This window comes from Cognatilysobacter segetis, from assembly GCF_004359965.1.
In the GTDB taxonomy this organism is placed as follows: domain Bacteria; phylum Pseudomonadota; class Gammaproteobacteria; order Xanthomonadales; family Xanthomonadaceae; genus Cognatilysobacter; species Cognatilysobacter segetis.
The window spans coordinates 1-12321 of record NZ_SMRQ01000064.1 but is presented as its reverse complement, the minus strand read 5'-3'; the positions used below and the strand labels follow the sequence as shown (position 1 = coordinate 12321).

Below are 12321 nucleotides of genomic sequence, written 5' to 3'. Positions count from 1 at the left end.
GGCGGCGCGTGGGTCGACTGGGCCGTGGATACCGACGACGCGCTCGCGTCCGGTTGCATGGGCGCCGCGCTGGCGCTGGTGCGCGACGCGCGCGATTCGGCATGCGCGCGGCTCGGATCCGCGCCGACGCTGGTGCTGCACGGCGGCGGCGCGGCACCGCTGCGCGAGCGTCTCGCCGATGCGTCGTGGCGACCGTCGCTGGTGCTGGACGGCCTCGCGCGCTGGGCGATGGAGTGACGGCGGTCACGTCGTGCCGTCACGTCGCGATCGGAGCGCTCGCTAGAATCGACGCATGCTGATGCGCGCGCTGCTGGTGCTGCTCGTAGTGCTCAACGCGGGTGTCGCCGCGTGGTGGGCGCTGCATGCGGACGCGCCCGCGCCCGCCGTCGCGGCGCTCACTGCCGACGTGCCCGTGCTGCAGCTCGTCGCCGACGCCCGCGCGCCCGGCAATGCACCAAGGCCGCCGGCCGCACTGCGATGCTTCCGCTTCGGTCCCTTCACCAATGCGGCCGCGTTCGCCGCCGCGCGCACGGCGATCGCGCGCGAGGTCGAATGGACCGCGACCGGCGAACAGATCGCCGGAACGCCCCGCGCGTGGCGCGTGGTGCTGCCGCAGCCGGATCGCGCGACCGCCACCGCCACCGCGGCCCGCATCGGCGCGGCCGGTTTCAGCGATTTCCTCGTGCTGCCCGAGGGCGGCATCGACGCCAATGCGATCGCGCTCGGCCGTTATCGCAGCGAGTCCGCGGCGCGCGAACGCGTGGCCGCGCTCGCCCGCGCCGGGTTCGACGCGCGTGCCGAGCCCGTGGGTGGTCGCGTCGTGCATTGGCTCGACGTCGCGGCCGCGGCGGCATTCGCGCCCGTTTCGGCGACGCTCGGCCTCACCGGCACGCCGATCGACTGCAGCGGCGTCGTGCGCGACGGGCGCTACACTGTGCCCGGGCCGGCTTAGCTCAGTCGGTAGAGCAACTGATTTGTAATCAGTAGGTCGTCGGTTCGATTCCGACAGCCGGCACCAAGCCCGCCGCGGGATCGCAATGCCGGCGGACGCTGTCGCCCGGGTGAGGTAACGTCGGGCGATCACGGCGCGGGGAGCGCCGCCATGGGGACTGCGGTGGCTGCTGGGGTGGATGCGCGACGAACCGGGCCAGGCGTGCTGGCGATGCTGCCGCAGCTGGCGGGCGGCGTCGTTCTGTTCGCGCTGGCGGCCGTGCTCGCGCTGGGCATGCGCCGTGTCAGCGAAGGCACGGTATCGCTGTGGATCGCCAATGCGCTCGTGGCCGGCTACGCCGTGCGCAAGCCGGCGACGCCGCGCAGCCTGCTGATCGCGGTCACCTTCCTCGGGACGCTGCTCTCCGCCGGCTTTCCGTGGCGCTATCCCGCCGCGGTGATCGCGGCCGGCGTCGCCAACGCGGTCGAGATCGCGATCGTGCTCGCGCTGTTCCGCCGCGTGCAGCCCGGGAGCGACCGCGCGCCCGACGGCATCCGCCTGCTGACCGGGCTGGCCATCGCGGTCACCGTCGCGCCGGCGGTGAGCGCGCTGATCGGTGCGCTCGTGCCGGGGCCCGGCGTCGATCCGCAGGCATTGTTCGCGAGCTGGTTCTTCGCCGATGCCTTCGGCATGTTCGTCGTCCTGCCGCTCGCGTGGTCGTACTCGCGCGCCGGCGGCCGCGAACTGCTGCGCGGGCGGCGCGGCGCGGAGTTCGCGGCCTGCGCCCTGGCCGCGGTCGTCGTCTCGTTCGCGACCGTGGCCTACCTGCGCCATCCGTACGCGCTGCTCGCGCTGCCGCTGCTGCTGGTGGCCACGCGCGGCGTGCTCGCCACGGCGATCTGCAACGTGCTGGCGATCGCGACCGTGCTCGCGGTGACGTCGCTGCAGCAGCGCGGCCTCCTGCCGTCGACCGACGGCCCGGGCGATGCCGCGCTGCGCTTCGCCTGGTTCCAGGCCTGCGTGAGCGCCGTCGGGCCGCTGGTGGTGGCCGTGCTCATCGCCGACCGCGACCGCGAACGCAGCCAGGCGGTGCAGGCCGGCGAGCGCCTGCAGGTCATCACCGACAACCTGCCGGCGTACGTCGCCGAGTTCGGTCCGGACCTGCGCTACCGCTTCGTCAACCGCAAATACTTCACGTGGCTCGGCAAGTCGCCCGGATCGCTGCTCGGCAAGACGCCGGCGGACGCACTCGGCGAGGACGTGGCGCGCCGCCTGCGACCGCACATGCAGCGCGCGCTGGACGGCGAGCCGCAGCGCTTCGAGTTCCGCCTCGGCAGCCAGCGGCTGGACGTGTTCTACGAGCCGATGCCGCAGTCGGGCGGGTTCGTGCTGATGGCGCACGACGTCACCTGGCGGCACGAGGCCGAGCGGCGCTTCCGCAAGCTGCTCGAATCCGCGCCGGACGCGATGCTGCTGCTCGATCCCGCCACGCGCCGCATCCTGCTCGCCAACCGCCAGGCCGAGGCGGTATTCGGCTGCGCGCGCGACGCGCTGCTCGAGCGGCCGGTCGAGCGCTTCGTCGACGGCTTCGATCGCCTCGACGCGGCCGCGGTGCACGCGCACCTCGAAGCCAAGTCGGTGCGCGGGCAGGGCGACGTGCTCGAACTCACCGGCGTGCAGGCCGGCGGCGCGCGCTTCCCGGTCGAAGTGGTGCTGAGCGAGCTGCGCTCGGGCGACGACGTGCAACTGGTCGCCGCGATCCGCGACGTCTCCGCGCGCCGGCGCACCGAGCGTGCGCTGCAGGAGGAACGCGAGCGCGCGCAGGTCACGCTGGATTCCATCGGCGATGCGGTGATCACCTGCGACACCGTGCAGCGCGTGACGTCGATGAACCCCATCGCCGAGGCGATGACCGGCCTGTCGCGCACCGAGGCGCTCGGCCGGCTGCTGCACGACGTGCTGCGCCTCAAGCGCGTCGACGGCAGCGCGTTCGCCTCGCTGACCGGCAGCGGCGCGGCCATGCTCGACCGTCCGGGCGAGGAACCGCTGCACGTCGAGTACGCGCATTCGCCGATCACCGACGGCGGCGGCCACGTGATCGGCGGCGTGACCGTGCTGCGCGACGTCAGCGAGGTGCGCGCGATGGCCGAGCGCATGTCGCACCTCGCGCAGCACGATTACCTCACCGGCCTGCCCAACCGCGTGCTGCTGCAGGACCGCCTGTCGCAGGCGATCCAGCACGACGGCCACGGCGCCGTGCTGTTCGTCGACCTCGACTTCTTCAAGACGATCAACGACTCGCTGGGCCATCCGGTGGGCGATCGCGTGCTGCAGGAGATCGCCCGCCGCCTGAGCGGCGTGGTCAGCAGCGACGACACGGTGAGCCGGCAGGGCGGCGACGAGTTCGTGCTGCTGCTCACGCGCTTGGCGGACCCGAGCGACGCCGCGCGCGTGGCCGAGCGGCTGATCGCCGCGATCGAGGCGCCGCTCGACATCGACGGCCGTGCGCTGCACGTGTCCGCGAGCGTGGGCATCGCGCTGTTCCCCGAGGACGGGCAGGACATCCGCAGCCTGACCAAGCAGGCCGACACCGCGCTCTATCACGCGAAACAGGGTGGGCGCGGGCGCTACAGCTACTTCACCGCGGTGATGAGCGAGCGCGCCGACCAGCGCCTGCGGCTGGAAGGCGAACTGCGCAGCGCGATCGCGCGCGAACAGCTGTTCCTGGTGTACCAGCCGAAGATGGTGCTGCCCGAGCGCCGCGTGTCGGGCATGGAAGCACTGGTGCGCTGGCGCCATCCGGACGGCCACGTGGTGCCGCCGATGGACTTCATCCCGGTGGCGGAGGAAACCGGCCTGATTCTCGGCATCGACGACTGGGTGCTGCGCGAGGCCTGCCGCCAGAACCGCGCGTGGATCGACGCGGGTCTGCCGGAAACGCCGATCGCGGTGAACCTCTCGCTCGCGCGCTTCGATCCGCAGCGCGTGGTGGGCGGCATCGCGCGTGCGCTGAGCGACACCGGCCTGCCGCCGTGGCTGCTGGAGATCGAGATCACCGAGAGCCAGATGCTCGGCCACGGCGATCGCGCCGAGCAGCTCATCCACGGCATCCGGCGCCTCGGCGTGCGCGTGTCCGTCGACGACTTCGGCACCGGCTAGTCCAGCCTCGGCTACCTCACGCGGCACCGCTTCGACGCGATCAAGATCGACCGCTCGTTCGTGCAGGGCCTGCCCGGCGAGGCGGGGCAGGTGGCGGTGGTCGAGGCGATCGTCGCGATGGCGCGTGCGCTCGATTACCGCATCGTCGGCGAGGGCGTGGAGACCGAGGCACAGGCCGACGCGCTGCTCGCGCTCGGCTGCCGCGAGATGCAGGGCTACCTGCTCGGCCGGCCGCTCAGCGCGGGCGCGATGGAGCGGCTGCTGCGCAACGGCGCGCAGTGAGCCTTGCCCGCCGCCTCACGGCGGTGCGCGCAGGCTGGCGGTTCCCTACGCACGAGGCACCGACCATGAGCCGACATTTCCCGGGCGGCGCGCCGTCCACCGGCGTGGGCCGCCAGAGCGGCAGCGACCCGACCGCGCGCGGCGCCGACCGCGTCGACAGCAAGCTCGATTCGCGACAGGCCGTCGAAGGCCGCGAGGACGATGACCTCGCCGCCGGCAGCGCCGAGGAACTCGACATCCGCGGCGCGCGCAGCACGCCCTCGTCGGCCGACGTGCGCAGCGACGACCACGGCGTGCCCAACGGCGAGCCGCGCTGACCCGGACCCGGCCGGTCGCCCCGATACACTGCGGTCACCGGCCGGGCCTGCTGGGACGGGAAGTCGCGGCGCCCGGGCGCGGAGTGCGCCATGTCTGCATCCCGTTCGTCCCTCACCCTGATCGGTGCGCCCACCGACGTCGGCGCCGGCCACCGCGGCGCGCGTCTCGGCCCCGAAGCCATGCGCATCGCCGGCCTCGGCGAGGCGCTCACCGCGCGCGGGTTCGACGTGCTCGACCGCGGCAACCTCGACGGCCCGCGCAATCCGTGGCTGGATGCGGTCGACGGCTATCGGCACATCACCGAAGTCACCGAATGGAACCGCCTGGTCATGGAGGCGGTGTACGCCGAACTCGCGACCGGCCGCATGCCGATCCTGCTCGGCGGCGACCACTGCCTCGGCCTCGGCTCGATCACCGGCGTGGCGCGCTGGTGCCGCGAGAACGGCAGGAAGCTGCGCGTGCTGTGGCTCGATGCGCATGCCGATTTCAATACCAGCGACGTCACGCCGTCCGGCAACATCCATGGCATGCCGGTGGCCTGCCTGTGCGGCCTCGGGCCGACGCCGCTCACGCATCTGTCCGGCGTGTCGCCCGCGGTGCGGCCGCAGGACATCCGCCAGATCGGCATCCGGTCGGTCGACGAAGGCGAGCGCCGCCTGATCCGCCAGTACGGCATCGACGTCTACGACATGCGCCACATCGACGAGGTCGGCATGCGCGCGGCGATGGAGGAGGCGCTCGACGGCATGGACGACGACACGCACCTGCACGTGAGCTTCGACGTCGACTTCCTCGATCCGTCCATCGCGCCCGGCGTGGGCACGACGGTGCTGGGCGGGCCGACGTACCGCGAGGCCTCGCTGGTGATGGAAATGATCTGCGACACCGGCCGCATGGGCTCGCTGGACATCATGGAGCTCAACCCGCTGATCGACGACCACAACCGCACTGCGATCCTCGCGGTCGACCTCGTCGAAAGCCTGTTCGGCAAGTCCACGCTGCTGCGGGAGTGACGCGCGTCGGCGTCGCATCGTCGACGCCAATGCCGGGCCCTGCGTGAAGACGACCACGCCGGTGCAACGCCGGCCTCGCGGACATGAACGCCTCGTGAGGCCGGGCGCGTGCGAACACCGACAGTGCACGCGCGTTTCACGGGCGCTGCCGTGTCATCGCCCCACGCAACTTCCCTGCCGCGCCGCGGCATCCCCCTGGAGATGACACCATGAAGCGTCTGACTGCCCTGCTGCTGCTGGCCATGTTCTCGATGAGCACCCTCACCGCCTGCAACACGATGGCGGGCGCCGGCAAGGATGTTCAGAAGGTCGGCGAGAAGGTCGAAGACAAGGCGCAGGACTGCAAGGACGGCAAGTGCTGATCCGAGCGGTGCATGCGTGACGAAAAAAGGGCCGGAGCGATCCGGCCCTTTTTCTTGCGGCGCGTCACCAGCCGCGCGGCGGATCCGGCACGAAGCCGCCGGGGAGCGCGCGCGGCTCGCCACGGTCACGGCGTCCGTACCGGCTGGGGCCGATGCCGCGCTGCGCGAGCGCGTAGGCATCGTCGTAGCGGATCTCGGTGACCTGCACCGGACGCGAACTCGCGCGCAGGAAGCCGGTGCGCGACACCGGCGCGTACTCGCGCTCGCCATGCCCCGTGCCGATCTCCTGCGCCCGCGACTGCGCCATCGGCGGCGCGGCCGCCGCGTCGGCCGCGGGACGCTCGGGCAGGTACACGCGCGGCTGCGGCACGCGTCGCGCCTCGTCGAACACGGCGATGCCGATCACGCCGACGTTCGCCGCGCGGCCGGTGCGCGCCGCGTAGCTGTCGCCGATGTCGGAGAAGTAGAACTGCGCGACGTCGCGCATCGACTTGCGCCAGCCGGCGACCTCCGTGGTCGCGTACGGCTCGAGCACGTAGCCGGCCTGGTTCGAGCTCGCGGTCTGCCCGGTCACCGCGTTGACGCCGTCGACGCTGAGCACCACCAGCACGCGGGCGGGCGATCGGTTCACCAGCTGCACGGCGTAGCGGTGCCCCGGCGTGCCGGGCACCCAGGCCTGGCCGCGGTAGAGGTACTGCGGGAGTTCGTCGTAGGCGTCGCGATCGAGGATGCGCATCTCGACGCGATCGTTCGAGTCGTGCCATTGCGCGTGTGCGGCGCCGGTGGCGGTGGCGGCGAGCAGGACGGCGACGGCGAGGGCGGCGCGGCGGCGGGCGGTCATGGGTAGGCGCTCGTGGTGAGGTGATGGAATCAACGCACGGGCGATCTGAACGGGGTCGGCACCGTGGCCGGCGCCAATCGGCCGCGTTCATCCCCGGTTGCCGCCGGCCGCTGCGGACGCGCGCGGTAAACTCGCGCACCGCCCGTTGTCCCCCACGAAATGACCCGCACCCGCGTCCTCACCGGCATCACCACCTCGGGCACGCCGCACCTGGGCAACTACGCCGGCGCGATCCGCCCGGCGCTGGAAGCCAGCCGCGACCCGTCGGTCGAAAGCTTCTATTTCCTCGCCGACTACCACGCGCTGATCAAGGTGCAGGACCCGGCGCGCGTGCAGCGCTCCACGCTCGAAATCGCCGCGAGCTGGCTCGCCGCGGGTCTGGATCCGTCGCAGGTCTGGTTCTACCGGCAGAGCGACATCCCCGAGATTCCCGAGCTCACCTGGCTGCTCACCTGCGTCGCGGGCAAGGGCATCCTCAACCGCGCGCATGCCTACAAGGCGGCCGTCGACAAGAACCGGGAAGCGGGCGAGGACGACGATGCGGGCATCACCGCCGGCCTCTTCATGTACCCGGTGCTGATGGCCGCGGACATCCTGATCTTCAATGCCGACAAGGTGCCGGTCGGGCGCGACCAGATCCAGCACATCGAGATGGCGCGCGACTTCGGCCAGCGCTTCAACCATCTCTTCGGCGAGCACTTCACGCTGCCGGAAGCGGCGATCGAGGCGCACGTGGCGACGCTGCCCGGCCTCGACGGCCGCAAGATGAGCAAGAGCTACGACAACGTCATCCCGCTGTTCGCACCGCGCGAGCAGCTGAAGAAGCTGATCTATTCGATCGTCACCGACTCGCGCGCGCCCGGCGAGCCGAAGGACGCCGAGGCGTCGAACGTGTTCCAGCTGTACCGGGCCTTCGCCAGCGACGCCCAGGCCGCCGACATGCGCCGCGCGTTCGAGGCCGGGATCGCCTGGGGCGAGGCGAAGCAGGCGCTGTTCGAGCGCATCGACGCGGAGATCTCGCCGATGCGCGAGAAGTACGAGGCGCTGATCGCGAAGCCGGCGGAGATCGAGGCGATCCTGCGCGACGGCGCGGCGCGCCTGCGCGCGCGCTACGCGACGCCGCTGCTCGCGCAGTTGCGCGACGCGGTCGGGCTGCGCGATCTGTCGAAGGCGAGCGTCGCGGTGTCCGCGCAGGACGAGAAGCCCGCGCCGGCGACGTTCAAGCAGTACCGCGAGAACGACGGGACGTTCTACTTCAAGCTCGTTCGCGGCGATCGCGTGCTCCTCCAGAGCGCGGGCTTCGACGCGCCGCGCGAGGCGGGCCAGCGCGTCGCCGCGCTGAAGCAGGCCGGCCGGCTGGACGGCGATTCATCCGCCACGCTCGGCGACGGCGTGACGCGTGACGAGGTCGACGCGGCGCTCGCGCAGATGGCGGAGCCCGCGGAGTGAGCATGAGCCCGTCCGTGCAGCAGGTGCTCGCGCTGATCCTGTTCCTGCCGTGGTTCACGATCCTCGTGAGCCTGTTCTGGCTGCACCCGCGCGAGCCGCGCGATCGCGCGCGGCGCCTGTTCGACCTTGCCTCGATCGCCGTCGCGCTCGTCGCGTTCGTGCTCGTGGTGCGCTGGGCGCACGGCCATGCCGCGCCCACCGGCACCGCCGGCAACATCTGGCGCCAGGTGCTGGCCACGATCTCGGGCTATGCGGTGTTCCTCGCGGCGATGGTCGCGGCCTGGTTCGCGCGCCGGAGCTGGCTGCGGCGCCGCGCATCGGGCGGCTGACGCGCATTTAAACCCCCGGCGACCCCGGGGCATCGATACAGGACGCGGCGCAGGGTCGCGTCCCGCCATCGACAGGTCGCACCCATGACGCCTCGCCCGGTCCGCACGGCCCTCGCCACCGCACTGCTGCTCGCCGTCGGCATCGCCGCGGCCGAGCGCGCGCCCATCGCCGGCCGCACCTATACACCGGCCGATTTCGCGCGGTACGAGCCGCGCACCGCGCTCGACATGCTGCGGCAGGTGCCGGGCTTCGTGATCCGCGAGGCCGACCAGGAGCGCGGCCTCGGCGAGGCGACGGGCAACGTCGTGGTCAACGGCCAGCGCATCTCCGGCAAGTCCAACGACGTGATCACCGAGCTCACCCGCGTGCCGGCCGGCAACGTGGTGCGCATCGAGATCGTCGACGGCGCCAAGCTCGACATCCCGGGCCTCACCGGCCAGGTCGCGAACGTGGTGACGAAGGCCGGTGGCATCCGCGGGCAGTGGTCGTGGAAACCCGACGTGCGCGCCTACAACCCGCGACCGCAGGTCACGCGCGGCGACGTGTCGGTCAGCGGGTCGCGCGGCGCGCTGCAGTACACCGTCGGGCTCGCCAACACCGCGAGCCACAGCGGTGCCGACGGCGGCACGCGCATCGACAACGCCGACGGCAGCCTGCGCGACACGCGCTACGACCGCTGGACCGGCGAGATGGACATGCCCAAGCTCAGCACGCGGCTGGGCTGGACGTCGACCGACGGCGACATCGCGAACCTCAACGCGTCGGTGCAGAAGGAGTTCTACCACTACCGCGAGGACGGCTTCCGCAGCGGCCCGGGCCTGCCGGACCGCGAACGCCGCGTGCGCGAGCGCGAGGGTGGGCATTCCTACGAGATCGGCGGCGACTACGAGTTCGGCGTCGCCGGCGGGCGGCTCAAGCTGATCGGCCTCGACCGCTACGCGCATACGCCGTACTCGCAGGAGGTGGTGACGCACGTGGTCGACGGTTCGGCGCCCGATTCGGGCAGCCGCTTCGCGCGCGACAGCGAGGAGAGCGAAAAGATCGCGCGCGCCGAGTACCGCTGGAAGACCGGCGCGAGCGACTGGCGCGTGTCGGCCGAAGGCGCGTTCAACCGGCTCGACAGCGCCTCCAGCATCGCGGTGCTCGACGACGGCGAGTTCGTGGGCGTGCCGCTGCCGGGCGCCGATGCGACCGTCCAGGAAGACCGCTACGAGCTGATCGGCAGCTGGGGCCATCCGCTCGGGGCGACCGCCAAGCTGCAGGTGTCGGCGGGCGGCGAGTACTCGAAGCTCGAGCAGGTCGGCGGCGGCGGGCTCACGCGCACGTTCAAGCGGCCGAAGGGTTCGATCGCGCTGGCCTGGAAGCCGTCGGACACGCTCGACGTCAACATCAAGCTGCAGCGCAAGGTCGGCCAGCTCAACTTCTACGATTTCCTCGCCTCGGTGAACCTCAACGACGGCCGCGAGAACGCCGGCAACCCCGACCTGGTGCCGCAGCAGAGCTGGGAGTTCGAGGTCGAGGCGACGAAGAACCTCGGCCGCTGGGGCACCACCACGCTGCGCGTGTACGACCATCGCATCGACGACCTCATCGACATCGTGCCGATCGGTGCGGACGGCGAGAGCCCCGGCAACATCGACCGCGCGCGCGAGTACGGCGCGGAGTGGAAGGGCACGTGGAAGCTCGATCCGTTCGGCTGGCAGGGCGCGAAGCTCGACACGCGCTGGTGGGTGCAGCAGAGCGAGGTGCGCGACCCGCTCACCGGCGTCGAGCGGCGCATCAGCAACAGCCTCATCCATTTCTGGGAGGTCAAGCTGCGCGACGACATCCCCGGCACGTCCTGGGCCTGGGGCATGAACGTGAACCACGAGCTCGACGCGCTCGACGTGCGCCTGACCGAGATCGGCCATACCTGGGAAGGACCGATCTGGGGCGAGCTGTTCGTCGAGCGCAAGAACTTCCACGGGCTGACGCTGCGCGCGGCGGTGGCCAACGCGCTCGGGGCGCGCAGCTACCGCGACCGCTTCGTCTACCTCGACCGTCGCACCGGCCCGGTGGACTTCCACGAGGTGCGCGACCGCCGCATCGGCCCGATCCTCGCGTTCCAGGTGTCCGGCACGTTCTGAGGCGCGGCGGGGACGCGGCGTTCCGCGACGCGCGTCGATCGCGGCGGCGCGCGGGGCGACAATGCCCCGCATGCGAGGACTCTTCGTCACGGGAACCGACACCGGCGTCGGCAAGACGCGCGTCGCCACCGCGCTCGCGCATGCACTGTCGCTTCGCGGCATGCGGGTGCGGGCGCGTAAGCCGGTGGAATCCGGCGTGGACGCGCGCACCGGCCCGCTCGATGCGCAGGCGCTGCGCGAGGCGGCCGGCGCACACGAGCCGCTCGACCGCGTCTGCCCGCTGCGGCTGCGCGCGCCGCTTTCGCCCGAGCGCGCCGCGCGGCTGGAGGGCGTCCAGCTGGACCTCGACGATCTGCTCGCCTCGCTGCGCGCCGATGCCGACGACGGCTTCGTGCTCGTCGAAGGCGCCGGCGGCTTCCTGTCGCCGATCGCGCGCGGCGCGCTGAATGCGGACCTCGCGCAGGCGCTGGCGCTGCCGGTGCTGGTGGTCGCCGCCGACCGGCTCGGCACGCTCAACCACACGCTGCTGACGATCGAGGCCGTGCGCGCGCGCGGGCTGGCGGTCGCGGCCGTCGTGCTGAATGCGCCGGTGGCCGGCGATACCCGCGAGATGGACAACGCAGGCGAGCTCGCGCGGTGGCTGGGCCGGCCGGTGGCGTCGCTGCCGCACTGCGATGCCGCCGTGCCCGCCGCCTGGCGCGACGACGCGTCGCGCTTGGTTGCCGTCGTCGACGCGCTGCTCGACGGCGGCCCCGCATGAAGCGCACGGGCAGCGCCGCGACGATCGCGCGGGGCGCGGACGTGCTGCGCGCCGGCGGGCTGGTCGCGTTCCCCACGGAGACCGTCTACGGCCTCGGCGCGGATGCGCGCGATCCGCAGGCGGTGGCGAAGATCTTCGCCGCGAAGGGCCGCCCGGCCGACCATCCGCTGATCGTGCACCTGCCCTCGGCCGCGCTGCTGCCGCGGTGGGCGGCGCACGTGCCCGACGCGGCGCAACGGCTCGCCGACGCGTTCTGGCCCGGCCCGCTGACCATCGTGCTGCGGCGCGCCGCCGGCGTGCCCGATGCGGTCACCGGGGGGCTCGAAACGGTCGGCTTGCGGGTGCCGCGGCATCCCGTCGCGCTGGCGCTGCTGGAGGCGTTCGGCGACGGCGTCGCCGCGCCCTCGGCCAACCGCTACGGGCGCGTCAGCCCCACGCTCGCCGCGCACGTACGCGAGGAACTCGACGACCGCGTCGACCTCGTGCTCGACGGCGGCCGCTGCGACGTGGGCATCGAATCCACCATCGTCGACCTTTCCGGCGATGCGCCGGTGCTGCTGCGCCCCGGTGCGGTGACCGTTGCGATGCTCGAGGGCGCGCTCGGCATGCCGGTGCGCGCGGCGGGCGAGGGCGCGACGCCCGCGCCCGGTCGCAAGCCGTCCCATTACGCACCGCGGGCCCGGGTGCTCATCGCCGGCGAGGCCGAGGCGGTCAGCCTCGCGCGCTGCTTCATGGCGGGCGGCGCGCGCG

10 protein-coding genes, 1 tRNA gene and 2 pseudogenes are annotated in these 12321 nt (G+C 72.4%); 12 read left to right on the top strand and 1 reads right to left on the bottom strand.

Annotated elements, in window-relative coordinates:
* The 7 genes and pseudogenes from E4F61_RS12255 to E4F61_RS12220 all read left to right on the top strand — a co-directional run.
* Positions 1 to 237 (top strand): annotated as a pseudogene (locus E4F61_RS12255) (type III pantothenate kinase); the annotation flags it as partial.
* Positions 238 to 292: 55 nt separating this feature from the next.
* Positions 293 to 952 (top strand): hypothetical protein, encoded by a 660-nt coding sequence (locus E4F61_RS12250; protein ID WP_133479932.1) that lies wholly within the window; start codon positions 293 to 295, stop codon positions 950 to 952.
* Positions 943 to 1018 (top strand) — tRNA-Thr (locus E4F61_RS12245). Before E4F61_RS12250 ends, E4F61_RS12245 begins: the two co-directional genes overlap by 10 nt.
* An 84-nt stretch (positions 1019 to 1102) precedes the next feature.
* Positions 1103 to 4372: pseudogene (locus E4F61_RS12240) on the top strand (bifunctional diguanylate cyclase/phosphodiesterase).
* Between the two features lie 65 nt (positions 4373 to 4437).
* Positions 4438 to 4689 (top strand): hypothetical protein, encoded by a 252-nt coding sequence (locus E4F61_RS12230; RefSeq protein WP_133479929.1) that lies wholly within the window; start codon positions 4438 to 4440, stop codon positions 4687 to 4689.
* Between the two features lie 90 nt (positions 4690 to 4779).
* Complete coding sequence (gene rocF, locus E4F61_RS12225; RefSeq protein WP_133479928.1) at positions 4780 to 5703, top strand: arginase; 924 nt, start codon at positions 4780 to 4782, stop codon at positions 5701 to 5703.
* 209 nt (positions 5704 to 5912) lie between these two features.
* Positions 5913 to 6065: an entericidin A/B family lipoprotein gene (locus tag E4F61_RS12220; RefSeq protein WP_115648159.1), complete on the top strand. Its 153-nt coding sequence runs from the start codon at positions 5913 to 5915 to the stop codon at positions 6063 to 6065.
* A gap of 64 nt (positions 6066 to 6129) precedes the next feature.
* Here E4F61_RS12220 and E4F61_RS12215 read toward each other — a convergent pair whose 3' ends face one another.
* Entirely contained in the window at positions 6130 to 6906 is a 777-nt protein-coding gene (locus E4F61_RS12215) for a hypothetical protein (RefSeq protein WP_133479927.1), read from the bottom strand.
* Positions 6907 to 7065: 159 nt separating this feature from the next.
* On the opposite strand from E4F61_RS12215, the gene E4F61_RS12210 reads away from it, so the two are divergent.
* The 5 genes from E4F61_RS12210 to E4F61_RS12190 all read left to right on the top strand — a co-directional run.
* Positions 7066 to 8355 (top strand): tryptophan--tRNA ligase, encoded by a 1290-nt coding sequence (locus E4F61_RS12210; protein ID WP_133479926.1) that lies wholly within the window; start codon positions 7066 to 7068, stop codon positions 8353 to 8355.
* 2 nt (positions 8356 to 8357) lie between these two features.
* The gene (locus E4F61_RS12205) at positions 8358 to 8684 is read left to right on the top strand and encodes a hypothetical protein (protein ID WP_133479925.1); all 327 of its coding nucleotides are present in this window, start codon (positions 8358 to 8360) and stop codon (positions 8682 to 8684) included.
* 84 nt (positions 8685 to 8768) lie between these two features.
* Positions 8769 to 10811, top strand: coding sequence for a TonB-dependent receptor plug domain-containing protein (locus E4F61_RS12200; RefSeq protein WP_133479924.1), 2043 nt, complete (start codon positions 8769 to 8771; stop codon positions 10809 to 10811).
* 70 nt (positions 10812 to 10881) lie between these two features.
* The gene (gene bioD, locus E4F61_RS12195; RefSeq protein WP_202908998.1) at positions 10882 to 11571 is read left to right on the top strand and encodes a dethiobiotin synthase; all 690 of its coding nucleotides are present in this window, start codon (positions 10882 to 10884) and stop codon (positions 11569 to 11571) included.
* The coding region (locus E4F61_RS12190) for an L-threonylcarbamoyladenylate synthase (protein WP_133479922.1) at positions 11568 to 12321 on the top strand (754 nt) is incomplete at its 3' end. The genes bioD and E4F61_RS12190, both read left to right, overlap by 4 nt.

Bases quoted from the DNA above. Each gene is read 5' to 3' on its own strand.
- E4F61_RS12250 (WP_133479932.1), top strand. From the start codon at position 293: ATGCTGATGCGCGCGCTGCTGGTGCTGCTCGTAGTGCTCAACGCGGGT.
- E4F61_RS12230 (WP_133479929.1), top strand. From the start codon at position 4,438: ATGAGCCGACATTTCCCGGGCGGCGCGCCGTCCACCGGCGTGGGCCGC.
- rocF (WP_133479928.1), top strand. From the start codon at position 4,780: ATGTCTGCATCCCGTTCGTCCCTCACCCTGATCGGTGCGCCCACCGAC.
- E4F61_RS12220 (WP_115648159.1), top strand. From the start codon at position 5,913: ATGAAGCGTCTGACTGCCCTGCTGCTGCTGGCCATGTTCTCGATGAGC.
- E4F61_RS12215 (WP_133479927.1), bottom strand. From the start codon at position 6,906: ATGACCGCCCGCCGCCGCGCCGCCCTCGCCGTCGCCGTCCTGCTCGCC.
- E4F61_RS12210 (WP_133479926.1), top strand. From the start codon at position 7,066: ATGACCCGCACCCGCGTCCTCACCGGCATCACCACCTCGGGCACGCCG.
- E4F61_RS12205 (WP_133479925.1), top strand. From the start codon at position 8,358: ATGAGCCCGTCCGTGCAGCAGGTGCTCGCGCTGATCCTGTTCCTGCCG.
- E4F61_RS12200 (WP_133479924.1), top strand. From the start codon at position 8,769: ATGACGCCTCGCCCGGTCCGCACGGCCCTCGCCACCGCACTGCTGCTC.
- bioD (WP_202908998.1), top strand. From the start codon at position 10,882: ATGCGAGGACTCTTCGTCACGGGAACCGACACCGGCGTCGGCAAGACG.